Source organism: Micromonospora sp. WMMD735, from assembly GCF_049178995.1.
Classification (GTDB): domain Bacteria; phylum Actinomycetota; class Actinomycetes; order Mycobacteriales; family Micromonosporaceae; genus Micromonospora; species Micromonospora wenchangensis.
In genome coordinates this window covers 6,730,736-6,756,922 of record NZ_JBMHMJ010000002.1, presented here as the reverse complement: position 1 = coordinate 6,756,922, position 26,187 = coordinate 6,730,736, and the positions used below count along the sequence as shown (strand labels likewise).

Genomic DNA, 26,187 nt, shown 5'->3' with positions numbered 1-26,187 from the left:
GTGATGCGGTTCTGTTACGCGATCTATGTTGTGCGCTTAGCCTGCGCTTGGTCGGGCAAAGTGAGCCTGTATGGCGAGGCTAGGTCGCGGGAGGCCGTTCGGTCAAGAACTCATGATCAAACCCCCCGAACGGAGAGAGTTGGCAACGTCACCCACTGGTGATCCAAATCCGGACACGGCGCTGCAAAAATCCCAAAAATCCGCAGTGGTGGGGCCGGACCCGGTCGGGTCAACGGGCACCCAGTGCGCGGGCGCAGCCCGCCAGGGCGGCGTTGTCGGGGGCCGGTGAGCCGTCCGGCAGACGCAGGGTGTCCTCCAGACCGATCCGGGTGTCCAGACCCCGGCGGACCGCCTCCAGGAGCACCGGCCAGGTCGCCGGCCCCTCGCCGTGCAGCAGCACCGGAGGATCACCGGGGGCGAGGAGGGCGAGCATGTCGGCGGCGTCGGCCAGCGCCCGGTCCGGCTCGTCGGCCAGGCACTCGACCAGGACCCGCCCGGCGGGCACCCGCCAGCCCCGCCAGGCGCGGACCGCGTCCACCGTCCAGAGGCCGGCCTCGACCAGCACGTCCCGCCCGTGCAGGGTCGCCGCGACCGCCTCGGCACCGTCCTCGTGGGCGTTGACCGAGGCGAAGTCGGGTAGCACCGACCAGGCGCGGACGGCGGCGACCCGGTCGGCCGGGTCGGGTGCGATCCACGCGCCGGTGCTCACCCCCACCGGCAGCCCCGGCCGGGCGGCGCGGATCGCGGTCACCGCCTCGGCGATCACCGACGGCGACAGCGACTCGACACCGTAGGCGTCCCGGGGATGGACGTGCACCGCCGCCACCCCCAGCGCGGCACAGCGGACCGCGTCGGCGGCCAGTTCGGCCGCGGTCAGCGGCACGGCGGGGTGCTCGTCGCGCCGCCGCGCACCGTTGAGGGACGCCTTCCACACGGTCAGCCCCGTTCGCCCTCGGCGTCGGCCAGCGCGTCGGCGTCGATCTGCTCGGCGAACTCGGCCGCCTCGGCGCTCTGGGCGGCCAGGGCGTCCTTCACCGCCCGGATCGCCACCCCGGGCGGATAACCCTTGCGGGCGAGCATGCCGACCAGCCGGCGGAACACCGCGTCGGGCTCACCCCGGGCGGTCCGCAGCTTCCGGTCGACCAGGGCGCGGGCGGTCTGTGCCTCGGTCTCCTCGTCCAACTCGCCGAGCGCCTCGCTGGCCACCTCGCCGTCCACGCCACGCTGGCGCAGCTCGTTGGCCAGGGCCCGGCGGGCCAGCCCGCGACCGTTGTGCCGGCTGGAAACCCAGGCGCGGGCGAAGGCCGCGTCGTCGATGATGCCGACCTCGTCGTAGCGATCGAGCACCTGGGCGGACACCTCGTCGGAGATGCCCTTCTTCGCCAGCGCCCCGGCCAGCTCGGCCCGGGTCCGCGGGCGCACCGCGAGCTGCCGCAGGCAGATCTCCCGGGCCACCTCGCCCTCGTCCCGGACGGTCGGCTCGACCGGCCCCGACGCGTCCTCGTCGGCCCGCCCCCGGCGACCCCGACGGGGGCGGGGCCCACCGGCCCGGGTCGGATCGTCGGCGTCGGTGCGGAAGGGGTCGTCGGCACCCGCACGGGGTGGGGAGGCGTCCCACCCCCGCCCCGTGCGGGCGCGTCGTCCTGCCATCGGGGGGCGACCGGTCAGAAGTCGACGGGCGGCAGCTCAGGGCCACCGGCGGCGTCACCCGCGCCGACCCCGACCCCGAGCTTCTCCAGGATCTTCTTCTCGATCTCGGCGGCCACGTCCGGGTTCTCCTTCATGAACTCCCGGGCCTTCTCCTTACCCTGGCCGAGCTGGTCACCGTCGTAGGTGTACCAGGCGCCCGACTTGCGGATGATCGCCTGCTCCACGCCGACGTCGATCAGCGAGCCCTCGCGGGAGATGCCCTTGCCGTACATGATGTCGAACTCGGCCTGCTTGAACGGCGCGGCGACCTTGTTCTTCACGACCTTGACCCGGGTGCGGTTACCGACCACGTCGGTGCCGTCCTTGAGGCTCTCGATGCGGCGCACGTCGAGCCGGACCGAGGCGTAGAACTTCAGCGCCCGACCACCGGTGGTGGTCTCGGGGCTGTTGTGCACCATGACCCCGTCGACGAAGTAGTTGTGGTTGCCCTCCACCTCGATGTCGAACCGGTTCATCGAGCGGGTCCTGGGCTTGACGTGCACGTCGATGATCCGGGCCGGCACCGGGGTGAGTTCCGCCGGGGCGAACTGCGGCTCGACCGCGCACCGCCCCTGGAACCGGGGAAGCAGCTTCGAGTGCATCGCCGCCGGCACGTACGGCGCAACCAGTTCCTGGAACCGGGCGGACGACGCCGTCGTGAAGATGATCGACGCGGTCCCCCGGGCGCCCCGGGAAACCAGCTTCACCTCCATGCCGTACGCGTCACGCAGATGCTCCACCAGCCGCTCACGGCTGCCTTCCGCCATCGCCTCGACGCAGATCTCGATCCGGCCGGAGCCACCGGCGGTGCGCTCCTGCACGCCCTTGGAGCGGACCGTGAAGCACCCGTCGTCCATGTACCACACAGCGAGGGCAAGCGGCGTGAGGGCCTTGAGGTAGTCCCAGCTGAGGTGCTTCCTGCCGTCGCCCAGGTAGACCGCACGACGCAACTCGTCCAGCTCGGGCAGGGGCGTGAAGTCGGCAAACGCGGCGCCGCGCTCGTCGGTGCGGCGGGAGTGGGTGATGTTGCCGAGCAGGGACACCTTCCAGTCGAGGTAGTCGACCTGCGCAGCGCCGTGCCCGAGGCGGAAACGGACACCGGAGCGGTCCGCCCGGTTGGGCGAGAGGGCACCGTCACCCATCAGCGAACCGAGCACGACCTGCCACTGCTGCTCACTCAGCCGCCGCGGCTCGGCCAGCATCACCCGGTCACCGGCGATCAGTTCGCCGGCCTCCCGCCAACCGCCGGGCGTGCGGATCAGGTGGTTGGCGGTGGCGGCGAACTGTGCACGGCCGTTGCCGCCCGACTTGGCCACGGTGAACTGGAGGAACTGCTCGGCGGGGCCGTTGTTGAACCAGTTGGTGATTCGCTTCGGCTCCACCCGGTCGGTTTCCGGGTTGTAGGAGAGAATCTCGACGTCCATCCGCTGATTGACGATCTTGCCGATCTTCTCCTGCGTGCCGTCGGCCAGGGTCACCCTGGTCGAGTACGACATACAGCCGAACATGACGCCGATCTTCTCGCGGAGCTGGTTGATGAAGATCGCCGTGGTGCCGGTGTTGTTGAGCACGCCGGTGATCTTCCGCAGCGCCTGGCTCATCAGCCGGGCCTGGAGACCGACGTGACTGTCGCCCATCTCGCCCTCGATCTCGGCGCGCGGCACCAGGGCCGCCACCGAGTCGATCACGATGATGTCGATCGCGCCGGAGCGGACCAGCATGTCGGTGATCTCCAGCGCCTGCTCGCCGGTGTCCGGCTGGGAGACCAGCAGGGCGTCGGTGTCGACACCGAGCGCCTTGGCGTAGTCGGGGTCGAGCGCGTGCTCGGCGTCGACGAAGGCGGCGATGCCGCCGGCCCGCTGGGCGTTGGCCACCGCGTGCAGGGCGACCGTGGTCTTACCGCTGGACTCGGGGCCGTAGATCTCGACGACCCGGCCCCGGGGCAGGCCGCCCACGCCGAGCGCCACGTCGAGCGCGATGGAACCGGTCGGGATGACCGAGGTCTGGACGACCGGACGCTCGCCCAGCCGCATCACCGACCCCTTGCCGAACTGCTTGTCGATCTGAGCGAGAGCAAGGTCGAGTGCCTTCTCCCGGTCGGGCCCTGCGGCCATGTTTGCCACTCCTGCCTTCGCCGGCGTCTTTCCTGAGCTTCGCGTCACGCGGACACGCTAGGCGCTGGGTCCGACAGAAAACCAGCCGACGGGCCGCGAGCTGTGGACGAGCACCCCGCTGTGGACAATAGCCGAACAGGTGTACGAGCCGGCAAGCGACACGCGGACGGGGTGCGACGGCAGCTCAGCGTAGTCGCGCGGGCACCCGGTCGGGGTACGCGGCGACCACCGCCCGCCACACCACGTGGGTCTGCTCGCCGGCCGCGAGGGCCTGTTCGATGGTCCGCCCGTCGAGTTGGGAGAGCACCTGGTCGCTGGCGATGCTGGCCGCGTAGCCCGACCCGAACGCCTCGTCCAGCCGGGTCCAGAAGTCGGTCAGCCGCACGTGATCACTCCTCCTCGTCGGGTGCCGTCGGTGGCACCCGCCGCAACGCTAGCGCCACCAGCGGCACCACCGCGATCGCCGCCAGCAGGGACAGGGTCGGATAACCCGCCACCCGCATGACAAACCCGCTGGCCGCCGCCGCGCCCGCCCCGGCCAGCCCCATCGTCAGGTCGGAGAGCCCCTGCACGCTGGGGCGTACCCGGGACGGCACCGCCTCGGACAGCAGCGTCGAACCGGCCACCATGGTCGCCGACCAGCCCAGCCCGAGCAGCGCCAGGCCGACCGAGAGGCGCGGCGTGTGGTGCCCGGCGGTGCCGGCGACCGCACACGCCGAAAGCAGGGTGCCGACGCCGGTGAGGATCACCGCACGCCGGCCCCACCGGTCGGTGAGCCAACCCACCACCGGCGAGAACGCGTACATGCCGGCGATGTGCACGCTCAGCACGATGCCGACGACCCGCAGCACGTCCGCGTCGGAGTGCGACTCGCCGAGGCGTACCGGGGTCATCGCCATCACCGCGACCATCACCAGGTGGCCGACCGCGACGGCGACGATGCCCAGCCGGGCCGCCGGCCGGCGGCGCACCACCTGCCACGCCACCCGCATGCCGGCCCGCCGTGCGCCCGGCGCGGCTGTCGCCGGGGTGGCGGCCCCGGGCGGCGCACCCGCCTCGGCCGCCGCGAGCCGCCGCGCGGTCAGCAGCGGGTCGGGCCGCAGCAACAGCAGCAGTACGACCGCGGCCAGGCCGAACGCGACGGCACTGAACGCGAACGGGCCGGCCAGCGACGGCAGCCCCCGGGACCGGGTGACCCGGTCGGCGAGCGCGGCGAAGTTGGGGGCCGCCACCGAGCCGATGGTGGTGGCCCAGACGACCAGGGAGAGCTGCCGGCCCCGACGGGCCGGTTCGGCGAGGTCCACCGCCGTGTAGCGGGCCTGGAGGTTGGCCGCCGTGCCGCCGCCGAACAGCAGCATCCCGAGGAAGAGCAGCGGCACCCCGCCGGTGGCCGTGGCGAGCACCACCAGCAGCGCCCCGACCGCCCCGGTCAGGTAGGCCACCACCAGCCCCGGCCGCCGGCCGTGCCCGTTCATGATCCGGGTGACCGGTACGGCGAGCAGCGCCGCGCCGACCACCCCGCAGCTCTGCGCCAGCCCGGCCACGGCGGTGCCGGCGACCCGGGCCGCCAGCAGCGCCCCGACGGAGATCCCGATCGCCACCCCGACCCCACCGATGGTCTGGGTGGCGACGAGCAGCCGCAACGTACGTCGCTGGATCGGGGCGACGTCGGGCCGGGTGGGCACGCGCAGGTCGACGGTCATCGCAGCTCCTGGTCCGGGGAGGCCATCCTCGCGCAGCCGGCCACCCATCCGCACCGGGGTTCCCGGGCGTGCGGTCCGGCGGTCAGCCGGCCAGGGCGCGGGCGGCCACCGTGAGGTCGTCCACCAGCCCCCGATAGGCGACGTCCTGGTTGTCGGCGCGCAGCACCGCCGACGGGTGGATGGTGGCGAGTACCCGGGCGGCGGGCGCGTCGGCGCGGTCCACCGGAGCCCGGGTGAAGTCCGCCGGGTGCTCGGCGGCGGCCGGCCAGGGCAGCAGCCCGCCACGCTGCCGGGTGACCCGGAACGTCGGGCCGAGCAGGGCCTTCGCCGCCGTCGCGCCGAGCACCACCACCAGGTCGGGGCGGAGCCGGGCGAACTCGGCGACCAGCCACGGCCGGCAGGCGGCGATGTGCACCCGGTCCGGGGTCTGGTGAATGCGACGCCGGCCGCGCAGCTCGTGCCGGAAGTGCTTCACCGCGTTGGTGATGTAGAGGTGGGCCGGGTCGAGGCCGGCGTCGTCGACCGCCCGGCGCAGCAGCCGGCCGGCCGGGCCGACGAAGGGCAGCCCGTGCTGGTCCTCCAGGTCGCCGGGCTGCTCGCCGACGAAGACCACCCGGGCGCTCTCGTCGCCCCGACCGAAGACGGTCTGGGTGGCGTCCCGGTACAGCTCGCAGCCCCGGCAACCGGCGGCCGCGGCCCGCAGCTCGGCCAGTGTGCCGGCCTGCGGCGGGATGAACTGCTGGGCACCGGGTGCGTCGGTCTGCTCGGCCATGGCGACTGTTCTACCCGGTCCCGTCGGGAGTCCACGAGGGACCCGCCGGGCGTCCCGTCGACCCGGGTTCCCTACGCTTCGTCGTCGCTTTCGAGCAGGTGCGGACGCTTCTCGGCGATCCACGCCTCCACATCGGACTTGAGCCAGACGTTCCCCATCCTGAGGGTCGCCGCCGGAGCCGGGAAGTCCCGTCGGTTGATCAGGATGTAGGCGCGCTGCCGGGAGACGCCCAGGCGTTCCTGGATCTCTGCCGCACCCATCAACGCTACTTCCACCCGTCAGACGCTACGGATACAGCGTGCGCACGCTTCCAGAAGCGGAGACTCTATACCCAACTCACTCTTCGGATGTAAGGTTTACGTCACGTAAACTCCTAGCGTCAGGAGCGCTCGGCATGTCCCGTTGCAAGTGGTTCCACCGGCCGACTGAGCCCGTCGACGTCGTACAACGGGCCAGACCCCTGCCCCCGACGGCGGCTGCCGTGCGGCACTCCCCCGCCGGCCGGCGGGCCGCGCCGCATCGACAGGTCCCCGAGGTGAGGTGGGGCGCGCGCCGCTCCGACCGGCCCAACCGGGGGTGCTGGCCCGATGCCTGAGCCGCGCTCCGGCGAGCCACCGTTCGCCGTGGTGATGGCCGGTTACGTCGTCGACTTCCACCACCGCAACGTCTGCTCCAGGTGCCGGCCGGACGACTCGTGCGCCCGCCTCGCCGACGCGGGCGCGACGTTGCGCGCCTGGCGGGACCGGCGCGTCCAGCGGGAGCTGCGCGCCCGACGGGACCGGGACGGCCGGTGAAGGCCGGCGACCTGGTGTACGTGACCAGCGCCGCCAGCGTGCAGTTCCTCCGGCCCATCCGGTTGCGGGTCATCCGGGTGCTCGACTGGCCCACGTACGACGGATGGGTCTGGTTGGAGGGCTACCAACTGGACGCGGCCGGCGACGCGGTCTCCCGCCGCAAGGTCTTCGTACGCCCGGCGGGGTTGACCGCGCCGCCGGAGCCCACCCCCGCGCAACCGGGCGGGAGCAGGCCGACGGCGCGGGTCAGGCGGTGAAACCGACCGGGCCGGCGGGACGGACCGCCGCCGCCACCGCGTCGGCCAGCGGCACGAGATCGGCGTCGTCGAGCGCGCTGACCGTGATCCGGACGGCGGGCGGGCTGCCGAGCCGGGAGAGGCCGCCGGGCGCCACCGACCAGCCGGCGTCGCGCAGCGCGGTGACCGTGGCGGTCTCGTCGGGCACCGGCAGCCAGACGTTGATGCCGCTGCGGCCGTGCCCCGCCACGCCCCGCTCGGCGAGCGCGGTGAGCAGCCCCCGGCGGCGACGTTCGTAGGCGTCGGCGGCCCGGTCGACCAGGGCGGTGGTGGCCGGATCGTGCCAGAGCGACAGGACGAGTCGTTGCAGGACGGTGGAGACCCAGCCGGCCCCCACCCGGGCCCGGCCGGCCACCCGGGACACCGTCACCTCGTCTCCGGCCAGCACCGCCAGCCGCAGGTCGGGCCCGTAGGGCTTGCTCACCGAGCGGATGAAGGCCCAGGTCGGGGTGGCACCGGCCAGCGGGTGCACCGGCAGCCGGGACAGCTCGGCGGCGTGGTCGTCCTCGATCAGCAGCAGGTCGGGGCGGTCGGCGAGCAGGGCCCGCAACTCCCCGGCCCGGCCGGCGGAGACGGCGGCGCCCGTCGGATTCTGCGCCCGGCTGGTCACCACCAGCGCCCGCACCCCGAGGGCGAGGGCGTCGCGCACCCCGGCCACGACGGGCCCCTCGTCGTCGACCGGGAAGCCGACCGGCCGCAATCCGAGCGCCGCGACGAGGTCGAGCAGGTTGGCCCAGCCCGGGTCCTCCAGGCCCACCGCGTCACCGGGGCGCAGGTGGGTGGCGAGCAGCCGTTCGATGCCGTCGAGCGCACCCCCGGTGAGGGTCAGCTCGTCGGCGGGCACCCCGTCGGCGGCCAGCCGGGAGCGGGCGGCCTCGGCCAGGGCGGGGTGCACGCCGGTCGTGGCGTATCCGACGGGTGGGCCGACCGTGTCGGCGAGCGCGGCCAGGTGCGGGCCGAGCGGCGGCAGGAGCCGGGGGTCGGGTTGCCCGTGGGACACGTCCCGGGTGCCGGGGGCGGGGGCCGGGGCGTGCGCGGCGCGGCGGGGGGCGACCGGCGGCCGGGGCCGCACCCGGGTGCCGTGCCGGCCGGCGGTGACCACCAGACCCCGCTGGCGCAGCTCCTGGTAGGCGCGGGCGACGGTGGCCGGGCTGACCGCCAGCGCGGTGGCGAGGGCGCGGACGGGCGGCAACGCGTCACCGGCGGCGAGCGCGCCGCTGCGGATGCCGGTTTCCACGCTCGCCGAAATCGCGGCGGACGTGGACCCGAGGATCTGATAATGTGCTGCCACAGTTTCAGGATCGTACTAGAACAAAGGCGGGATGTCACATGTACGCGCCGACCGCACGCACCACCGCCAACCGCAGCCGGGACCGGATGAGCTACGACCGGGCCACCGCCCACGCGGTGCTCGACGAGGCCTACCACTGCGTGCTGGGGTTCGTGGTCGACGGTGAGCCCCGACTGCTGCCCACCCTGCACGTCCGCGTCGGTGACACCCTCTACCTGCACGGCTCCACCGGCAGCCGGCCGCTGCTCGCCGCCCGGGGCGACGCCGGGCTGCCGGTCTGCGTCACCGTGACCCTGCTCGACGGGCTGGTCTTCGGCCGTTCCCAGTTCCACCACAGCGCCAACTACCGCTCGGTCGTCGCCCACGGCACCGCCCACCTGGTGACCGACGACGACGACAAGCGCACGGTGCTGACCGCCCTGGTGGAGAAGGCCGCCGCCGGGCGGGCCGCCGACAGCCGTCCACCGAGCCGGCGGGAGCTGGCCGAGACCGCCGTCCTGGCGCTGCCGCTGCGCGAGGTGTCGGTCCGGACCCGTACCGGCGGGGTCCGCGACGAACCCGCCGACCTCGACCTGCCGTACTGGGCCGGGGTGGTGCCGTTGCGGCAGGTCGCCGGCCCGCCGGAGCCCGACACCGGGGTGGCCGCCCCGCTGCCGGCCTACCTGTCCGGCACCCCGGTGCGGGAGCCGGCCGGACCGGCCCGCCCGGGCCCGGCGCACGTCACCGGCCCGTCCGACGCCGCCGGGCCCGTCGAGGCGGAAGCGCGGGCCGCCGGACCGTCGGGGGCGGGTTCCGCCACGTCACCGTGGTACGAGCCGGTGCCGCTGCACGGCGGGCACGTGCTGCTGGAACCGCTCACCGCGACGCACGCCGACGACCTCTTCACCGCCACCGCCGAGCCGGAGGTCTGGGCCCACCTGAGCCACCCGACGCCCACCGACCCGGCCGCGATGCGGGCCGTCGTCACCACCGCGCTGGACGCCCGGCAGCGCGGCGAACGGGTGCCGTGGGTGCAGCGCTGCGCCCGCACCGGCGCGGTCATCGGGTCGACCTCCTACTACGACCTCGACCCGGCGCGGCGCTGCGTCGCCATCGGGTACACCTGGCTCGGCCGCGCGTGGTGGGGCAGCGCCGTCAACACCGAGGCCAAGCTGTTGCTGCTCGGTCGGGCGTTCGACGACCTGGGGGCGGTGCGGGTGGTCTGGCAGACCGACATCCGCAACACCAGGTCGCAGGCCGCGATCGCCCGGCTCGGCGCGACCCGGGAGGGCGTGCTGCGGATGCACCGGCAGCGCCCGGACGGCTCCTGGCGGGACACCGTGCAGTACGCCATGACCGTCGACGAGTGGCCGAACGCACAGGCCAGGCTGCGGGAATGGCTTCACCGTCCGGCACCGGCGGAGCGAGGATGACGGGCGTGCTGGGCATCACCGACATCTGGACGTACGTGTTGGGCACCGTGGCGATCATCCTGCTGCCGGGGCCGAACTCCCTCTTCGTGCTCTCCACCGCCGCCAAGCGCGGCGTGGCGACCGGCTACCGGGCGGCGGGCGGGGTCTTCCTCGGCGACTCGGTGCTGATGATCCTCTCCGCCGCCGGGGTGGCGTCGCTGCTCAAGGCGTATCCGCCGCTCTTCCTCGTGATCAAGTACGCGGGCGCGGCCTACCTGGGCTACGTCGGGCTGACCATGTTGCGGGGGGCCTGGCGGCGGTGGCGCGACCGCAACGACCCCGCGACACCCCGGCTGATCGACGCCGCCGAGCCGGAGGCGCTGCGCAGCCCGTTCCGCAAGGCGCTGGTGATCAGCCTGCTCAACCCGAAGGCGATCCTCTTCTTCATCTCGTTCTTCATCCAGTTCGTCGACCCCGGCTATGCCTGGCCGGCGCTGTCGTTCCTGCTGCTCGGGCTGATCGCCCAGGTGACCAGCGCGCTCTACCTGACCGCGCTGATCTTCGCGGGTACCTTCCTGGCCGCCCAGTTCCGGCAGCGTCGCCGGTTGGCCGCCGGAGCCACCACCGGCGTCGGCATGCTCTTCCTGGGCTTCGGCATCAAGCTCGCCACCGCCTCGGTCTGACCCGCCCCACCCCGCACACGACACACGGCACCTGACCCGCCCGCTGCGGCCGGCGGGTCAGGTGCCGTCGCCACCTCCGCCCCCGCTGCCGATCCCCCCACTCCCGGCGGTGCCGCCCAACCCGAAGCCCGGCCGCACCGGTTCGTCGGGCGGGCGGCTGACGTGGGCCGACTCGGTGATCCGGGCCGACCAGTGCGCGTCCGAGGCCGCCGCCGCGTGCCGGTCGATCGCCGTACGCAACCAGCCGTCCACCACCGAGACCCAGTCCTGCTGGTCGGTACCGGTGTGCCAGATCCGGAACCGGCTGATGCTCTGGTGACTGATCCCGGTCAACGACAGCCGCCGGTCCATCCACAGCAGCACCTCCAGGCCGGCGGAGTTGGTCACGAAGATCAGCTCCAGCTCGGTGATCGGGCCGGCGTAGAGCGGGGCGACCCAGTAGCCGAGCCGCTGGTGCACCGGCAGGGTCTGCGCGACCCCCGGCAGCCGGCTCGACACCAGTCCCGCCTGCCGCAGCACGAAACCCAGCGTGTCCAGCGCGGCGAGCACATGCTGCTGGGCGGGCAACGGATGGATGAAGACCGGCACCATCGCGCCCTGCTCCAGCTCCGGGTCCACCGACACCTCGGTACGTAGTCCGGTACGCAGGCTCATCAACGGCACCCCGCCGAAGATCGTCACCGGGGTCTCCCACGGCAGCGGTACGGCGAAGTCGATGGCCCGTCGCCGACCGGCCGGTACGACGAACCGTCCCCCCACCGGCACCTGGTGGTACTGCACGAGGCGACGGGGCGAACGGGGGTCCTCCGGTTCGGCGGTCGCCACCAGACCCAGCCGTACGTGCCGGATCGGCACGTCCTGCGACCCGGCGCTGAGGGTCACCCGCCCCGGCAGCCGCAGCCCCGGGCGGGTGCTCGGATTGGTGAGGGTGGTGCTCACCGACAACCCGGTCACACCGGATTCCCGGGACACACCGGTCAACCGCATGACCGTGCGGGTTCCCGCTCACCGGCTCCGCACTCCTCGACCCGGCGCCAGACCAGGCAGGGCTACCGCATTGTTCGACGCGAAGGGGGCGATGTAGCGGTGTCAACTCCTGTCCGACACCACCACATCGCCCCCGTTGTGTCGATCTTGCTCAGCGCCGGGCGCTACGGCCGTCAGCGCATCCGGCGGCCCCGCGGGATCGGGTCGGTCTCGTCGTCGAACTCGCCGATGACCTCTTCGAGGAGGTCCTCCAGCGCCACGAAACCGATCGGCCGGGTCGGGCCGCCACCGTTGCGGACCAGCGCCAACTGGGCCTGGTCGGCGCGCATCGCGGCGACCGCCTCGGTGACCGAGGAGGTGGCCGGCAGGGTGAACGACCGGGTCATCAGCTCGGCGGCGGTGGCCGCCCGGCTGGTGGTGACGGCCCGGACCGCCTCCCGTACGTGCACCAGCCCGCACACCTCACCGCCGTCGTCGAGGACGGCGAGCCGGGACCGGCCGCTGTCCCGGCTGACCTGCTCGATCCGCTCGGCGGTGTCGTTGCGGTGGACCGTGACGATCTGGTCGAAGGGTTCCATCACCTGGGCGACGGTGGTGCCCTGCAACTCCAGCATGCTGGTCAGCATCTGGTGCTGTTCGGCACCGAGCAGCCCGTGCTCGCGGGACTGTTCGAGCAGGATGCGCAGCTCATCCGGACCGTGGACCTGGGCGAGCTGGTCCTGCTGCTGCACCCCCACCAGCCGCAGCATCGCGTTGGCCAGGGCGTTGAGCACGGACAGCACCGGGCGGGCGACCCGGGCGAAGGCCCGGAACGGCAGCGCCAGCAGGGTCGCCGAGCGCTCGGCGTCGGTGATCGCCCACGACTTCGGGGCCATCTCGCCGACCACCAGGTGCAGGAACGTCACCAGCCCCAATGCGAAGATCAACGCGACGACGTGGCTGGCCGCCTCCGGCAGGCCGACGGTGTGCAGCAGCGGGCTGATCAGGTGTTCGATCGCCGGTTCGGCGAGCGCACCCAGGCCCAGGGTGCACAGGGTGATGCCGAGCTGCGCGCCGGCCAGCATCAGGGACAGCTCGCGAACCCCGTCCAGGGCGGCGCGGGCGGCCCGGCTGCCGGTGGCGGCGGTCTGTTCCAACCGGTAGCGCTTGGCCGCCACCAGGGCGAACTCGGCGGCCACGAAGAAGCCGTTGAGGGCGAGCAGCAGCACCGACACCAGCAGTGCGACGGTGGGGCTCATGACCGATCCTCCCGACCCGGGGTGACGCGCACGTCGGCACCGCCGGTGGCACGGGCGTTCGCGCCGCCGCGTCGATCGCCCCCGGTGCCGCCGGCGCGGACGTTCGTGGCGCGGCGTCGCTCGCCCGCGCCACCGGCGGCCGGAGGTTCCCCGTCGGCGGCCTGGTCGGCGGCCAGGGTGAGCCGGACGGAGTCGGCCACGTGCCGGTCCACGGCGAGCACCTCGACCAGGGCCGTCGGCCGTTCCGCCGGCTCGTCGTGGTCGACCGGCAGGCTGATCTCCAGCCGGTCACCCACCTCGGGCACCCGGCCCAACTCCCGCATGACCAGCCCGGAGAGGGTGTCGTACTCGGGGGCCTCGGGCAGGGCGATGCCGGTGCTGTCGGCGACCTCGTCGATCCGCCAGCGGGCCGGCACCACCCAGGAGCCGTCCTCCTGCCGGATCGGGGCCGGCTCGGGCGGGTCGTCCTCGTCGCGGATCGGTCCGACGAGTTCCTCGGCGATGTCCTCCAGCGTGATCACGCCGGCGAAGCCGCCATACTCGTCGACCACGCAGGCGAGCTGCCGGTGCCCGGAACGCAGCCGGTCCAGCACCGTGGGCAGCGGCAGCGTCTCCGGCACCAGCAGCGGCGGTACGGCCACCGCGCTGACCGGGGTGGTGGCGCGCTCGGCCGGCGGCACCCCGAGCACGTCGGCGATGCCGACCACGCCGACGAGGTCGTCGACGCCGTCGACGCCGCGTACCGGGAAGCGGGAGTGACCGGTGTCGAGCAGCTCGACCACCCGGCTGACCGGTTCGTGCGACCGGATGGTGTGCACGTCGACCCGGGGCACCATGGCCTCCCCGGCGGTCAGCTCCCGGAAGTCGAGACCCCGGTCGAGCAGGTCGGACATCTCGGCGTCGAGATGCCCCTCCTCCCGGGACTCGGCGATGATCTGCTCCAGGTCGGCCGGGGTGGCACCACTGGGCAGCTCCTCGATCGGCTCGATGCCGACCCGGCGCAGCAGCCGGACGGCGGCCCGATCGAAGAGCGTGATCAGCGGCCCGGCGATCTTCAGGTAGATCAGAGTCGACCGGCTCAGCGCCCGCGCCAACACCTCGGGGCGGGCGATGGCCAGGTTCTTCGGGGCCAACTCACCGAGGACCATCTGCACGACGGTGGCGATGACCAGCGCCAACGCCACCGACAGCGGCAGGCTGACGCCGGTTGCGACGCCGACGCCGCCGAGCAGTTCGGCCAGCCCGGCACCGAGGTAGGGCTCGGCGGCGTAACCGACCAGCAGGGCGGTCACGGTGATGCCGAGCTGTGCCCCGGAGAGCATGAACGACAGCCGCCCGGTGACCTCCAGGGCGCGGGCGGCCTTGGCGTCGCCGTCGTCGGCGAGCTGCTTGAGCTTGCCCCGGTCCACGGCGACGTAGCCGAACTCCTGGGCTACGAAGTAGCCGGTGGCGGCGGTGAGAACGATGATGAGTGCGAGGCCGACGACGATCAACACGGGTCGCTCAGGGCTCCCGTGGACGTCGGGGCGGAGGATTGCCGGGCACGACCCGGCTGGCTACTGCTGCCCTCCTGGGCAGAGGAGTCGATCATGCCGCAATTCTATCGGCGGTTGCTGGATGCCCGCTGAGGGTGGGCGCAAAGTTCCTGCTCGTCGCGTTAGTCAGGGGCGCGGGGCGGGTCCCCGGCCAGCTCGTCGACGTCGAGCAGGCTGCGGTCGACCCGGCCGGACCGGTAGGCGGCCCGGCCGATCATCTGGGCGGCCACCGGGGCGGTGGCCAGCTGGAAGACCCCGACCAGCAGGATCATGCCCAGGTCGGCCGCGGTACGCAGCCGCAGCACCAGCCCCAGCAGCAACAGCAGCACCCCGAGCACCTGCGGTTTGGTGGCGGCGTGCATCCGGTCCAGCACGTCCGGGAAGCGCAGCACGCCGATCCCGGCGGCGAGGCTGAGCAGCGCCCCGGAGACGAGGGCGACGGCGCCCAGCCAGTCGATCACCGCACCCACGCTCACGGCCGCCCTCCCCCGGCCGGAACCGGCGCGATCCGGCCGGGAGCCGGCATCAGGCCCCGACCCGGCGTGCGGTGGCGGACCGGCGACCGGTCGTGGCCGGGCCCGGGATGACGGCCCGACCCCGGGACGGGCCGGGTCACGGCTCCTCCCGGGCGGCGAAGCGGACCAGGGCGACCGAGCCGACGAAGCCGAGTAGGGAGAGCACCACCAGCACCGGCAGCGTGGTGGCGTGCCGGTTCACCGCCGCCTCCGCGCCGACCGCGCCGAGCATGGTGGCGAGCAGCAGGTCGGCGGCGATGACCCGGTCCAGCAGCGACGGGCCCCGGTAGATCCGGGCCAGCGCCAGCAGGGCGGTGGTCGACAGCAGCACGGTCAGGACGACGGCGAGGACGACGGTCACGGGGCCTCCGTGGGTTCGGTGGTGAGCTGCCGCAGCTCGGCGGCGGAGCCGACGGCCCGCACGATCCGTTCCTCGACGGCGAGGATGCGGTCGCGGCTGCCGGTCAGGTCGGCCGGGGACCGCACGTCGAGCACGTGCACGTAGAGGACGCCGGCATCCCGGTCGACCTCGACGATCAGGGTGCCCGGCACCAGGGAGAGCAGCTCGGCGGTGAGCGCCAGGTTCAGGTCGGTGCGGACCCGCAGCCGCACCCCGATGATCGCGCCGCGCGGGCGGAAGCCGGGGCGTACGGCGATGGCGGCGACGTGGATGCTGGCGCTGACCAGCTCGACGACGAACCCCCCGGCGAGCCGGAGCAGCGCCCGGGGCCGCAGCCGACCCCCGAAGGAGACCGGTGGGAGCGGGAAGAACACCAGCACCGCCCCGCCGACCACCAGGCCGGCGAGCAGATTGGCCGGGGAGAAGTTCCCCCAGAGCAGGTTCCAGACCAGGACCAGCCAGCCGAGGGCGATGAGCTGGTCGCGGCGGCGTCCCGTACGCGGCGGCGTACCGGCCCGGCGACGCGTCCGGCCGGTCACGACGGGCCGCCGGGCAGGACGGCCCGCACGTACGGGGTACGCAGTCGCAGGTCGTCGGCGGCGTCGGCGGTGACCTGGAACAGCGGGCCGGCGGCGACGGTGAGGGCCAGCCCCAGCACCACCAGGGCGGCGGTCGCCCCGATCATCAGCGCGGGCAGCCGGGGAACCGGGTCGGCGGTGGCGAGCCGCGGGGCCCGCCAGAACGCGATGTTCCACACCCGGGAGGCGGCGTAGAGGGTGAGCAGGCTGGTCAGCGTGCCGGCGACGACCAGCGCCCAGGGCAGCACGCCACCGTGTGCCACCCCGGCCTCGAGCAGGCCGACCTTGCCGAGGAAGCCGGAGAACGGGGGGATGCCGGCCAGGTTCATCGCGGGGACGAAGTAGAGCACCGCCAGCAGCGGGGCGATCCGGGCCAGCCCGCCGAGCCGGCGCAGGTCGGTGCTGCCGGCCCGCTCCTCGACCAGGCCGGCGACCAGGAACAGGGTGGTCTGGATGGTGATGTGGTGCACCACGTAGAAGATCGCGCCGGAGAGCGCGGCGGTGGTGCCCAACGCCACCCCGAAGATCATGTAGCCGATGTGGCTGACCAGGGTGAACGAGAAGAGCCGCTTCATGTCCGACTGGGCGACCGCGCCGAGCACGCCGACCACCATGGTCAGTCCGGCCGCCACCATCAGCAGGGTGGACGCCGCACCGCCGGGGAAGAGCAGCGTCTCGGTCCGGATGATCGCGTAGACGCCGACCTTGGTGAGCAGGCCCGCGAAGACGGCGGTGACCGGTGCCGGGGCGGTCGGGTAGCTGTCCGGCAGCCAGGCGGACAGCGGGAAGAGCGCCGCCTTGATGCCGAAGGCGAGCAGCAGCGTCAACTGCAACGCCAGCCGTACGCCGTCGGGCAGGGCGTCGAGCCGGCCGGCGAGCTGCGCCATGTTGAGGGTGCCGGTGGCCGCGTACACCAGTCCCACGGCGGTCAGGAAGATCATCGAGGAGAGGATGCTGACCACCACGTACGTCGAACCGGTGCGGATGCGGGCCTCGGTGCCGCCCAGGGTGATCAGCACGAAGCTCGCCGCGAGCAGGATCTCGAACCCGACGAAGAGGTTGAACAGGTCACCGGCGAGGAACGCGTTGGTGATCCCGGCGGTCAGCACCAGGTAGGTGGGGTGGTAGATGCTCACCGGCGCGGACTCGCTGGTCTCGGCGCGGCCCTGGCCGATGGAGTACAACAGCACGCAGAGCGTGACCGCCGACGAGACCACCAGCATCAACGCGGCGAGCTGGTCGGCGACCAGCACGATGCCGACCGGCGCGGGCCAGCCGCCCACCTCGGTCACCACCGGCCCGTCCCGGTGGGCCCGCACCAGCAGCAGCACCGCGACCACCAGGTTGGTGGCGAGGGCGACCACGCTGACGGTGCGCTGCAACCGGGGCCGGCTGACCAGGATCAGGGTGAGGGCGGCCCCGAGCAGCGGCACCACCACCGGCAGCGGCACGAGGCGGTTCACCGGATGCCGCCCGGTCGGCGGGGCGGTTCCGGGTCCACCTGTTCGGGGTCGTCGCCGGGCCCCTCGCCGCCGAGGTCGGCGTTGGGCACCTCGTTGCGGGCGGCGAGCGCGACGATCTGCTGGTCCTCCACGTCGTCCTGGACCTCGTCGTCGCCGCCGAGATACCAGCTCCGGTACGCCACGGCGGCGAGGAAGGCGGTCAGCCCGAAGGTGATCACGATGGCGGTGAGCACCATCGCCTGCGGCAGCGCGTCGCTCATCGCGTCGTCCGGGCCGGCGCCCACCACCGGCGCACCGCCGGAGCGACCACCGACCAGGATGAGCAGGTTCACCCCGTTGCCGAGCAGGATGACGCCGAGCAGGATGCGGGTGAGGCTGCGCTCCAGCAGCAGGGTCACCCCGGTGGCGGTGAGCACGCCCACGGCGATCACCAGCACCAGCGTCGGGCCCGCCCCGCCGTCCCTCACCGCCGGTCCCCCTCGTGGTCGACGACGAGCCCCCGGTCGGACTTGCCGGCCGCCTCGATGTGCCTGTCGATCTCGGCGCCGAGACTGCGCAGGATGTCCAGCATCAGCCCCACCACGATCAGGTAGACGCCGATGTCGAAGAAGAGCGAGGTGACCAGGTACGGCCCGCCGAGGCCGGGCAGCGGCAGGTCGACCCGGGTGCTCGCCAGCACGGTGCCGGTGGTCAGCAGGGAGACCACGCCCCCGCCGACGGCGATCGCCAGCCCCGCGCCGAGCACCGTGCCCGCCCCGACCGGGGCCGCCTCGGCCAGTTCGTACCGGCCACCGGCGAGGTAGCGCACGGCCAGCGCCAGGCTCGCCACGAGGCCACCGGCGAAGCCGCCGCCTGGCGCGTTGTGGCCGGAGAAGAGCAGGAACAGCGAGAAGAGCACGATCGTGTGGAACAGCAGCCGGGTCACCACCTCGAAGACGATGGACCGGCGGCGCGCGTGCAGGGTGGTCCCGCCGCGCAGCCACACCGGTCGGTCGCCGTGGCCGGCGGTGGCGGGTTCCACCCGACGCGGTCGCGGCCCGGTGCGGGACCGCTCGAAGATCAGGCTGGCCACCCCGGTGGCGGCCACCACCAGCACCGACAGCTCGCCCATGGTGTCCCAGGCCCGGATGTCCACCAGGGTCACGTTGACCACGTTGCGGCCGTGCCCCTCGGCGACGGCGAGCACCGGGAAGGCGGTCGAGATGGACACGGCGGTCCGGGCCCCGGACGCGACCAGCGCCAGCCCGGCCAGCACCACGCCCACGGCGACGCCGAGCACCCGGCGGGCCCACCGGCTGCGGCGCAGCGGCCGGGCCGAGAACCGTTCCGGCAACCGGCGCAGCACCAGCACGAACACGGCGATGGTGGCGGTCTCCACCAGGAACTGGGTCAGCGCCAGGTCGGGTGCCCCGTAGAGGACGAACAGCATGGCGGTGCCGTAGCCGGTCACCCCGACCAGCAGCATCGCGGTCAGCCGCCGTCGGGCGTTGACCGCGAAGAGCGCCGCGACCCCGATGACCAGTCCCACCACCAGTTGCAGCGGGCTGTCCCAGACCGCGAGCCGGGTCCGCCACGGGCTGGTGCTGAGCAGGGCCGCGCCCGGCACCAGCACCAGGGCCAGCAGGACGGTGCCCAGGTACAGCGGCAGCGAGCCGCGCTGGGTGGCCCCGGTGACCTCGATGGCGAGCCGGTCGAACCGGTGGGTGACCCACTCGTACCCCTGGTTGCCGGTGAACGGCAGCTTCCACCGGGCCAGCGCCGGGGCGAGCGGGCCGCGCGCCGCGTGCAGCACGGCCCCGCCGGCCAGGGCCAGCGCGGACAGGCCGAGGGCGGGGGTCAGGCCGTGCCAGAGGGCGAGCGTGTCGTGCGGCGGGCCGAAGAGTTCCGCGTACGGGTCGAGCAGGCCGTTCAGCGCGGCGGCGGCCGGGCCGGCGACCAGCCCGGCTGTCGCGAGCAGGGCGGGTGGGGCGAGCATCGGCCACGGGACCGGCTCCGGTGCGGCCTCGGCGACCCCGGGGCGGGTGGCGAAGGCGCCCCAGAGGAAGCGGATGCTGTAGGCGACGGTGAGCACGGTGCCCAGGACCAGCCCGACGAGCACCACCGGACGGGTGGCCAGGGCGGTGAAGACCGCCTCCTTGGCGACGAAGCCGAGCAGCGGCGGCACGCCCGCCATCGACGCGGCGGCGAGCGTGGCGATCACCGCCAACTCCGGGGCCCGGCGGCCGAGACCGGAGAGTTCCCGCAGGTCGCGGGTGCCGACGTCGTGGTCGATGATGCCGACGACGAGGAACAGGGCGGCCTTGAACAGGGCGTGGGCGAGCAGCATCGCGACCCCGGCGAGCGCGGCGTCGGCGCTGCCCGTACCGATCGTCACGGTCAGCAGGCCGAGCTGGCTGACCGTGCCGTAGGCCAGCAGCAGTTTCAGGTCGCACTGGCGCAGCGCCGCCCAGCCGCCGGCGAGCATGCTGACCAGGCCGAGGGTGAGCAGCACCGGCCGCCACGGGCCGGTGTCGGCGAGCACCGGGGCGAGCAGGCCGATCAGGTAGACACCGGCCTTGACCATCGCCGCCGCGTGCAGGTAGGCGCTGACCGGGGTGGGTGCGGCCATCGCCACCGGCAGCCAGCCGTTGAACGGCACGATCGCCGACTTGGCCAGCGCGCCGGTCAGGATCAACAGCACCGCGGCGACCAGCGTCCCGCCGCCGGGCAGTGGCGCGGCGGCGATCTCCGACCAGCGGTAGCTGCCGGCGTGCCCGCCGAGGATCAGGAAGCCGAGCAGCATGGCCAGGCCGCCGAGGGTGGTGACGGTGAGCGCCTGGGCCGCCGCCCAGCGGCTGGAGCGGCGCTCGGTGCTGTGCCCGATGAGCAGGTAGGAGAAGACGGTGGTGAGTTCCCAGAAGACGTAGAGCAGCAGCAGGTCGTCGGAGAGGACCAGGCCGAGCATGGCCCCGGCGAAGGCGACCAGCACCGCGACGAACCGGGGCAGGCCCGCCGCGCCGGGCGCGAAGTACCTGCCGCAGTAGACCAGGACGAGCGCGCCGACCCCACCGACCAGCAGGGTCATCAGCCAGGACAGCGTCGTCATCCGCAACGCCACGTCGAGGTCGAGCTGGCCGATCCAGTGGTACGTCTCGACGACCGCGCCGCCGTCGTGGACGGCCGGGGTGCGGGTCAGCGCCCAGCCGAGGGCGGCGGCGGGCACCAGCGCCAGCGGGTAGCAGGCGCGTGGGCCCCACCAGCGGACCAGCAGCGGCGCGACTAGCGCCGCCACCAGGTGGAGGAGCAGCAGTACGAGCACGCGTCCTCCCCGTCGAACTGGCGGCGCGCGCCGGGCGAGTTGTCCGGCCAGCACCGATCACACGCCAGTTCCGCCCCCTATGGGGCGTTTTCGGGAAATCGTCCGGTCAGCCGGTGACCGTGTCACCACCGGGAAGCGCGGGCGTCAGGGCACGCCGGGGCTCGACGAGCAGGTCGGGGCGGCCGAGCTGGAGGGCGACCTTGTCGACCACCCGCTGGGCGACGGCGAGCGAGCGCACCGGCAGCATGGCGCCGCGACTCTCCCGGCGGAGCACGAAGTAGTGCACGGCGACCCGCACCTGCCCCCGGTCGGCGGCGCTGGACTGCGCGGTGGAGACGACCAACTCCCGCAGGCTGTCGGCGAGACGCTCGGCGAGCGCCAGCTCGGGGCCGCGCAGACTGGTCCGCAGGGCGGTGAGGTGACCTTCGACCTTGCGGATGAGCACGTCGGTGCCGGGCGTCGGGCCACGCTCCTCGACGAACATCCGATTCCTTTCACCTGGTGCGGCGTTCCGGGAGAAGTTACTTTATGTTGTGGGCCACAAGCAAGCAGTTAAGTAAGACTTAAGTAGTAAAACGTACAATCAGCGCGCAATTTGCCCTTAGTTGGATAGAACACCGGCGGCTCCGGCGGAATGTCACACCGCCGGGGCAGGATGGGGACGTGACGGGGCGGAAGAACGCGAGGGGGCAGGAGGACGCGACGGGGCAGGAGGACGCGACGGGCGGAGCGACGGTCCCGGCCGGGTTCGGTCCGGCCACCCGGGAGTGGTTCACCGCCGCCTTCGCCGCTCCCACCGCCGCCCAGACCGGCGCCTGGCGCTCGATCGCCGCCGGCCGCAACGCCCTGGTGGTCGCGCCCACCGGCTCGGGCAAGACCCTCGCGGCGTTCCTCTGGTCGCTCGACCGGCTGGCCGACGCGCCACCCCCGGACGACGCCCGGCACCGCTGCCGGGTGCTCTACGTCAGCCCGCTCAAGGCGCTCGCGGTCGACGTCGAACGCAACCTCCGCGCCCCGCTCGCCGGCATCCGGCAGGCCGCCACCCGGCTCGGCGTGACACCACCGGACATCACCGTCGGCATGCGTACCGGCGACACCCCGGCCGACGAGCGGCGGGCCTTCGCCCGCACCCCGCCGGACATCCTCATCACCACCCCCGAATCGTTGTTCCTGCTGCTCACCTCCGCCGCCCGGGAATCACTGCGCGGTGTCGAGACGGTCATCCTCGACGAGGTGCACGCCGTCGCCGGCACCAAGCGCGGCGCCCACCTGGCGCTCTCCCTGGAACGCCTCGACGGGCTGCTGGCCCGGCCCGCCCAGCGGATCGGCCTGTCCGCCACCGTCCGGCCGATCGACGCGTGCGCCCGCTTCCTCGGCGGCGCCCGCCCGGTCGACGTGGTCCAGCCGGCCACCCCCAAGACGATCGAGGTGAGCGTCCAGGTCCCGGTGGAGGACATGACCCGGCTCGACGAGACCGAGCAGCCGCCGGACGACGCTCCCGGCGGCCCCGGCCCCCGCCGGGCGTCCATCTGGCCGGCCGTCGAGGAACGGGTCTTCGCGCTGATCCGGGCGCACCGCTCGACCATCGTGTTCACCAACTCGCGGCGCAGCGCCGAGCGGCTCTGCGCCCGGCTCAACGAGCTGGCCACCGAGGAACGGGAAGCAGCCGGAGCCACCCCGCCCGCCGGGACGGGCGACGGGCCGGGCAGAGCCGACGGGCCGGGCGGAGCAGGCGACGGGCCGGGCGGGGCGGACGAGCCGGGCAGGGCCGACGAGCCGGGCAGGGCACAGCGGTGGGGCGGCCCGGTGGGGCCGTTGCGGACACCCCGCCCGCCGGCCGAGGCGATGGCCCAGTCGGGCACGGCGGCCGGCGCGGAGGCGGTGATCGCCCGTGCCCACCACGGCAGCGTCTCCCGGGAGGAACGCAAGCAGATCGAGGAGGCGCTCAAGTCCGGCCGGCTGCCCGCCGTGGTCGCCACCTCCAGCCTGGAGTTGGGCATCGACATGGGCGCGGTCGACCTGGTGGTGCAGATCGAGGCCCCGCCGAGCGTCGCGGCCGGCCTGCAACGGGTCGGCCGCGCCGGGCACCAGGTGGGCGCGGTGTCCCGGGGCGTGGTGTTCCCCAAGCACCGGGGCGACCTGCTCTCCTGCACGGTGGTCGCCGAGCGGATGGCTGCCGGCGCGATCGAGGAGCTGCACTACCCGCGTAACCCGCTCGACGTGCTCGCCCAGCAGATCGTCGCCATGGTCGCCCTCGAACCCTGGTCGCTCGGCGACCTGGCGGTGCTGGTCCGCCGGGCCGCACCCTTCGCCGAGCTGCCCGACTCGGCGTTGCACGCGGTGCTCGACATGCTCTCCGGCCGCTACCCGTCGACCGCCTTCGCCGAGCTGCGTCCCCGGCTGGTCTGGGACCGGGCCACCGACGTGCTCACCGGCCGGCCGGGGGCCCAGCGCCTCGCCGTCACCAGCGGCGGCACCATTCCCGACCGGGGCCTGTTCGGGGTCTTCCTGGCCGGGGCGGAACGCGCCGCCCGGGTCGGTGAGCTGGACGAGGAGATGGTCTACGAGTCCCGGGTCGGCGACGTCTTCCTGCTCGGCTCGTCGTCCTGGCGGATCGAGGAGATCACCCCCGACCGGGTGCTGGTCTCCCCCGCGCCCGGCCAGGCAGCCCGGATGCCCTTCTGGAAGGGCGACCAGTTGGGCCGGCCGGTCGAGCTGGGCCGGGCCATCGGCAGCCGGGTCCGGGCGTTGCTGCGCCAGGACGACGCCACCGCCCGCGACGCGCTGCGCGCCGGTGGCCTGGACGACTGGGCGGCCGACAACCTGCTGGCCTACCTGCGGGAACAGCAGGCCGCCACCCGCTCGCTGCCTGACGACCGCACGGTGCTGGTGGAGCGGTTCCGCGACGAGCTGGGCGACTGGCGGCTGGCCGTGCACAGCGTGCTCGGGGCCCGGGTCAACGGCCCCTGGGCGTTGGCGATCGGCCGCCGGCTGGCCGAACGCTACGGGGTGGACGCCCAGGTCATGCCCTCCGACGACGGGATCGTGGTGCGGCTGCCGGACACCGCCGACGAGCCGCCCGGCGCCGACGTGGTGGTGTTCGCCCCCGACGAGATCGCCCAGCTGGTCGAGGACTCGGTGGGCACCTCCGCGCTGTTCGCCGCCCGGTTCCGCGAGTGCGCCGCCCGCTCGCTGCTGCTGCCCCGGCGGGACCCGCGCCGCCGACAGCCGCTGTGGCAGCAACGCCAACGCGCCGCCCAGCTCCTCGACGTGGCCCGCGAGTACGCCGACTTCCCGGTCACCCTGGAGGCCGCCCGGGAGTGCCTGCAGGACGTCTTCGACCAGCCCGCCCTGGCCGAGCTGATGCGCGACCTGGCCAGCCGGAAGGTCCGCCTGGTCGAGGTCGAGAGCGAACGCCCCTCGCCGTTCGCCAGGTCGCTGCTCTTCGGCTACGTCGGCGCGTTCCTCTACGAGGGGGACGCCCCGCTGGCCGAACGCCGGGCCGCCGCGCTGGCGCTGGACTCGGCGCTGCTCGGCGAGCTGCTCGGCCGGGTCGACCTGCGCGAGCTGCTCGATCCGGCGGTGCTCGCCGAGACCGAACAGCAGGTGCGCTGGCGCACCGAGCAGCGTCGCCCCCGCGACGCCGAGGACGTGGTCGAGCTGCTGCGGGTCGTCGGCGACCTGACCGCAGCGGAGCTTGCCGAGCGGGGCGTACCGGAGGGCTGGCTGACCGAGCTGGCGGCGGCCCGCCGGGTGCTGCGGGTCCGCATCGCCGGTGCGGAGCGCTGGGTGGGCATCGAGGACGCGGCCCGGCTGCGCGACGCGCTCGGGGTGGCGTTGCCGGTGGGGGTGGCCGAGGCGTACCTGACGCCGGTGGCCGACCCGCTCGGCGACCTGGTCGCCCGGTACGCCCGCACCCACGGGCCGTTCGCCGCCGCCACCTGCGCCGCCCGGTTCGGGCTCGGGGTGTTCGTGGTGGAGCAGGCGTTGCGCCGGCTCGCCGCGACCGGGCGGGTGGTCTCCGGCGAGTTCGCCCCCGACAGCGTCGGCACCCAGTGGTGCGACGCCGAGGTGCTGCGGCTGCTGCGCCGCCGGTCGCTCGCCGCGCTGCGCCGGGAGATCGAGCCGGTGCCGCCCCGCGTGCTGGCCGGCTTCCTGCCCCGCTGGCAGCAGGTCGGCTCGTCGGCGCGCGGGGTGGAGGCGGTGGCCGCCGCCGTCGAGCAGTTGCAGGGCACGGCGGTGCCGGCGTCGGCGTGGGAACGGCTGGTGCTGCCCGCCCGGGTCGCCGACTACTCCCCCGCCCAACTCGACGAGCTGTGTGCCGGCGGTGAGGTGGTCTGGGCCGGTTCGGGGGCGATCTCCGGCGGCGACGGGTGGATCACCCTGGCGTACGCGGACGTCGCACCGCTGCTGCTCCCCCCGCCGGACGACGGCTTCGCCGGCACCCCGCTGCACGACGCCGTGCTGGACGCGCTCGCCGACGGCCAGGCGCTGTTCTTCCGTTCCCTCGCCGACCGGGTGGGCTCCACCGACGACGCCGCCCTGAGCGCGGCCATCTGGGATCTGGTCTGGGCGGGTCAGCTCACCAACGACACCCTGGCCCCGCTGCGGGCGGCGCTCGGCGCGGGCGGGGCGCACCGGTCCCGCCCGGCGGCCCCCCGGACCCGGTACCGCCGCCCGGGTCGGGTGGCGCTGCCCAGCCGGGGCGGTCCGCCCACGGTGGCCGGACGCTGGTCGCGGCTGCCGGAGCGGGACACCGATCCGACCCGGCGGGCCGCCGCCCTGGCCGACCTGCTGCTCGACCGGCACGGGGTGGTGACCCGGGGCGCGGTGGTGGCCGAGCAGGTGGTGGGCGGGTTCGCCGCCGTCTACCCGGTGCTCGCCGCGCTGGAGGAACGCGGCGCGGCCCGGCGCGGCTACTTCGTGGAGGGGCTGGGCGCGGCGCAGTTCGCGGTGCCCGGGGCGGTGGACCGGCTGCGGGCGCTGGCCGAGCCGGCCGACTCCGGGCGCGGCGACGGGCCGACCACGGTGCTCGCCGCCACCGACCCGGCCAACCCGTACGGCGCGGCGCTGCCGTGGCCGGAGCGGGCCGTCGACTCCGGTGACGGCACCGCCCCGGCCAGCGGGCACCGGGCCGGGCGCAAGGCCGGGGCGGTGGTGGTGCTGGTCGGCGGCGGGCTGGCCCTCTACGTCGAGCGGGGTGGCCGGACGATCCTCTCCTTCACCGACGACGCCGACGCGTTGGCCGCCGCCGGTAAGGCGCTCGCCGACGCGGTGCACTCCGGCGCGTTGGGGGCGATGTCGGTGGAGCGTGCCGACGGCGGGGCGGTGCACTCCTCGCCGCTGCACGACGCGCTCACCGCCGCCGGTTTCCGGGCCACCCCCCGGGGCCTGCGGCTGCGCGGCTGACCGGCCGGGCCACCCCGCGTCGCCGGCCGGG

General features: G+C 74.0%; 22 protein-coding genes and 3 pseudogenes. 5 read left to right on the top strand and 20 right to left on the bottom strand.

Translation table 11 applies throughout. The annotated features are described in order from the left end of the window. Positions 1-229 precede the first annotated feature (229 nt). The 9 genes and pseudogenes from ACN268_RS29645 to ACN268_RS29605 all read right to left on the bottom strand — a co-directional run bounded on the left by ACN268_RS29645 (position 230) and on the right by ACN268_RS29605 (position 6,553). Positions 230-934 (bottom strand): 3-keto-5-aminohexanoate cleavage protein, encoded by a 705-nt coding sequence (locus tag ACN268_RS29645; RefSeq protein WP_421486312.1) that lies wholly within the window; start codon positions 932-934, stop codon positions 230-232. 2 nt (positions 935-936) lie between these two features. Beyond that, positions 937-1,650, bottom strand: coding sequence for a regulatory protein RecX (locus ACN268_RS29640; protein WP_421486310.1), 714 nt, complete (start codon positions 1,648-1,650; stop codon positions 937-939). Between the two features lie 14 nt (positions 1,651-1,664). Then, positions 1,665-2,165 carry a hypothetical protein gene (locus ACN268_RS29635; protein WP_372445910.1) on the bottom strand — a complete coding sequence of 167 codons (501 nt, stop codon included), beginning with the start codon at positions 2,163-2,165 and terminating at the stop codon, positions 1,665-1,667. Between the two features lie 171 nt (positions 2,166-2,336). Further along, a pseudogene (locus tag ACN268_RS29630) lies at positions 2,337-2,909 on the bottom strand (LAGLIDADG endonuclease); the annotation flags it as partial. 42 nt (positions 2,910-2,951) lie between these two features. Continuing rightward, positions 2,952-3,803 (bottom strand): annotated as a pseudogene (gene recA / locus ACN268_RS29625) (recombinase RecA); the annotation flags it as partial. A gap of 184 nt (positions 3,804-3,987) precedes the next feature. Next, positions 3,988-4,188 (bottom strand): DUF3046 domain-containing protein, encoded by a 201-nt coding sequence (locus ACN268_RS29620; RefSeq protein ID WP_088647147.1) that lies wholly within the window; start codon positions 4,186-4,188, stop codon positions 3,988-3,990. A gap of 4 nt (positions 4,189-4,192) precedes the next feature. Then, positions 4,193-5,506, bottom strand: coding sequence for an MFS transporter (locus ACN268_RS29615; protein ID WP_421486308.1), 1,314 nt, complete (start codon positions 5,504-5,506; stop codon positions 4,193-4,195). A gap of 82 nt (positions 5,507-5,588) precedes the next feature. Next, entirely contained in the window at positions 5,589-6,278 is a 690-nt protein-coding gene (locus ACN268_RS29610; protein WP_421486307.1) for a UdgX family uracil-DNA binding protein, read from the bottom strand. A gap of 71 nt (positions 6,279-6,349) precedes the next feature. After that, positions 6,350-6,553, bottom strand: coding sequence for a helix-turn-helix transcriptional regulator (locus tag ACN268_RS29605; RefSeq protein ID WP_421486305.1), 204 nt, complete (start codon positions 6,551-6,553; stop codon positions 6,350-6,352). A gap of 312 nt (positions 6,554-6,865) precedes the next feature. Here ACN268_RS29605 and ACN268_RS29600 point away from each other — a divergent pair, with 312 nt between their 5' ends. Both ACN268_RS29600 and ACN268_RS29595 read left to right on the top strand, forming a co-directional pair. After that, positions 6,866-7,072, top strand: a complete 207-nt coding sequence (locus ACN268_RS29600) for a hypothetical protein (protein WP_421486303.1) — start codon at positions 6,866-6,868, stop codon at positions 7,070-7,072. Continuing rightward, entirely contained in the window at positions 7,069-7,329 is a 261-nt protein-coding gene (locus ACN268_RS29595) for a hypothetical protein (RefSeq protein ID WP_421486301.1), read from the top strand. Before ACN268_RS29600 ends, ACN268_RS29595 begins: the two co-directional genes overlap by 4 nt. Here ACN268_RS29595 and ACN268_RS29590 read toward each other — a convergent pair. After that, positions 7,319-8,659, bottom strand: coding sequence for an aminotransferase class I/II-fold pyridoxal phosphate-dependent enzyme (locus ACN268_RS29590; RefSeq protein WP_421486300.1), 1,341 nt, complete (start codon positions 8,657-8,659; stop codon positions 7,319-7,321). The two genes, ACN268_RS29595 and ACN268_RS29590, sit on opposite strands and share 11 nt — an antisense overlap. Positions 8,660-8,697: 38 nt before the next feature. Here ACN268_RS29590 and ACN268_RS29585 point away from each other — a divergent pair, with 38 nt between their 5' ends. Beyond that, positions 8,698-10,071 carry a GNAT family N-acetyltransferase gene (locus ACN268_RS29585; protein ID WP_421486298.1) on the top strand — a complete coding sequence of 458 codons (1,374 nt, stop codon included), beginning with the start codon at positions 8,698-8,700 and terminating at the stop codon, positions 10,069-10,071. Then, positions 10,068-10,733 (top strand): leucine efflux protein LeuE, encoded by a 666-nt coding sequence (leuE, locus tag ACN268_RS29580; RefSeq protein WP_302741451.1) that lies wholly within the window; start codon positions 10,068-10,070, stop codon positions 10,731-10,733. The genes ACN268_RS29585 and leuE overlap by 4 nt, the downstream gene beginning before the upstream one ends. Before the next feature lie 57 nt (positions 10,734-10,790). Here leuE and ACN268_RS29575 read toward each other — a convergent pair whose 3' ends face one another. From ACN268_RS29575 to ACN268_RS29530, 10 genes and pseudogenes are all read right to left on the bottom strand, one after another. Further along, positions 10,791-11,720 carry a sporulation protein gene (locus tag ACN268_RS29575; protein ID WP_421486296.1) on the bottom strand — a complete coding sequence of 310 codons (930 nt, stop codon included), beginning with the start codon at positions 11,718-11,720 and terminating at the stop codon, positions 10,791-10,793. A gap of 173 nt (positions 11,721-11,893) precedes the next feature. Continuing rightward, a complete protein-coding gene (locus ACN268_RS29570; RefSeq protein ID WP_204923927.1) occupies positions 11,894-12,958 on the bottom strand; it encodes a hemolysin family protein in 1,065 nt (354 codons plus the stop codon). A 143-nt stretch (positions 12,959-13,101) separates the two neighbouring features. Continuing rightward, positions 13,102-14,454: pseudogene (locus tag ACN268_RS29565) on the bottom strand (hemolysin family protein); the annotation flags it as partial. A 161-nt stretch (positions 14,455-14,615) separates the two neighbouring features. Beyond that, positions 14,616-14,963, bottom strand: coding sequence for a monovalent cation/H(+) antiporter subunit G (mnhG, locus tag ACN268_RS29560; protein WP_421487028.1), 348 nt, complete (start codon positions 14,961-14,963; stop codon positions 14,616-14,618). 142 nt (positions 14,964-15,105) lie between these two features. After that, positions 15,106-15,369, bottom strand: coding sequence for a monovalent cation/H+ antiporter complex subunit F (locus tag ACN268_RS29555; RefSeq protein WP_204923926.1), 264 nt, complete (start codon positions 15,367-15,369; stop codon positions 15,106-15,108). After that, a complete protein-coding gene (locus tag ACN268_RS29550; protein ID WP_421486294.1) occupies positions 15,366-15,947 on the bottom strand; it encodes a Na+/H+ antiporter subunit E in 582 nt (193 codons plus the stop codon). Before ACN268_RS29550 ends, ACN268_RS29555 begins: the two co-directional genes overlap by 4 nt. Then, positions 15,944-17,449, bottom strand: a complete 1,506-nt coding sequence (locus ACN268_RS29545; protein ID WP_421486292.1) for a Na+/H+ antiporter subunit D — start codon at positions 17,447-17,449, stop codon at positions 15,944-15,946. The genes ACN268_RS29550 and ACN268_RS29545 overlap by 4 nt, the downstream gene beginning before the upstream one ends. Continuing rightward, positions 17,446-17,916, bottom strand: coding sequence for a Na(+)/H(+) antiporter subunit C (locus ACN268_RS29540; protein WP_204923923.1), 471 nt, complete (start codon positions 17,914-17,916; stop codon positions 17,446-17,448). The genes ACN268_RS29545 and ACN268_RS29540 overlap by 4 nt, the downstream gene beginning before the upstream one ends. After that, entirely contained in the window at positions 17,913-20,747 is a 2,835-nt protein-coding gene (locus ACN268_RS29535; protein ID WP_421486291.1) for a Na+/H+ antiporter subunit A, read from the bottom strand. Before ACN268_RS29535 ends, ACN268_RS29540 begins: the two co-directional genes overlap by 4 nt. A gap of 106 nt (positions 20,748-20,853) precedes the next feature. Next, a complete protein-coding gene (locus tag ACN268_RS29530) occupies positions 20,854-21,231 on the bottom strand; it encodes a hypothetical protein (protein ID WP_363652117.1) in 378 nt (125 codons plus the stop codon). Between the two features lie 179 nt (positions 21,232-21,410). Between ACN268_RS29530 and ACN268_RS29525 the strand changes: the two genes are divergently transcribed. Beyond that, positions 21,411-26,156 carry an Lhr family helicase gene (locus ACN268_RS29525; RefSeq protein WP_421486289.1) on the top strand — a complete coding sequence of 1,582 codons (4,746 nt, stop codon included), beginning with the start codon at positions 21,411-21,413 and terminating at the stop codon, positions 26,154-26,156. Positions 26,157-26,187: the final 31 nt, after the last annotated feature.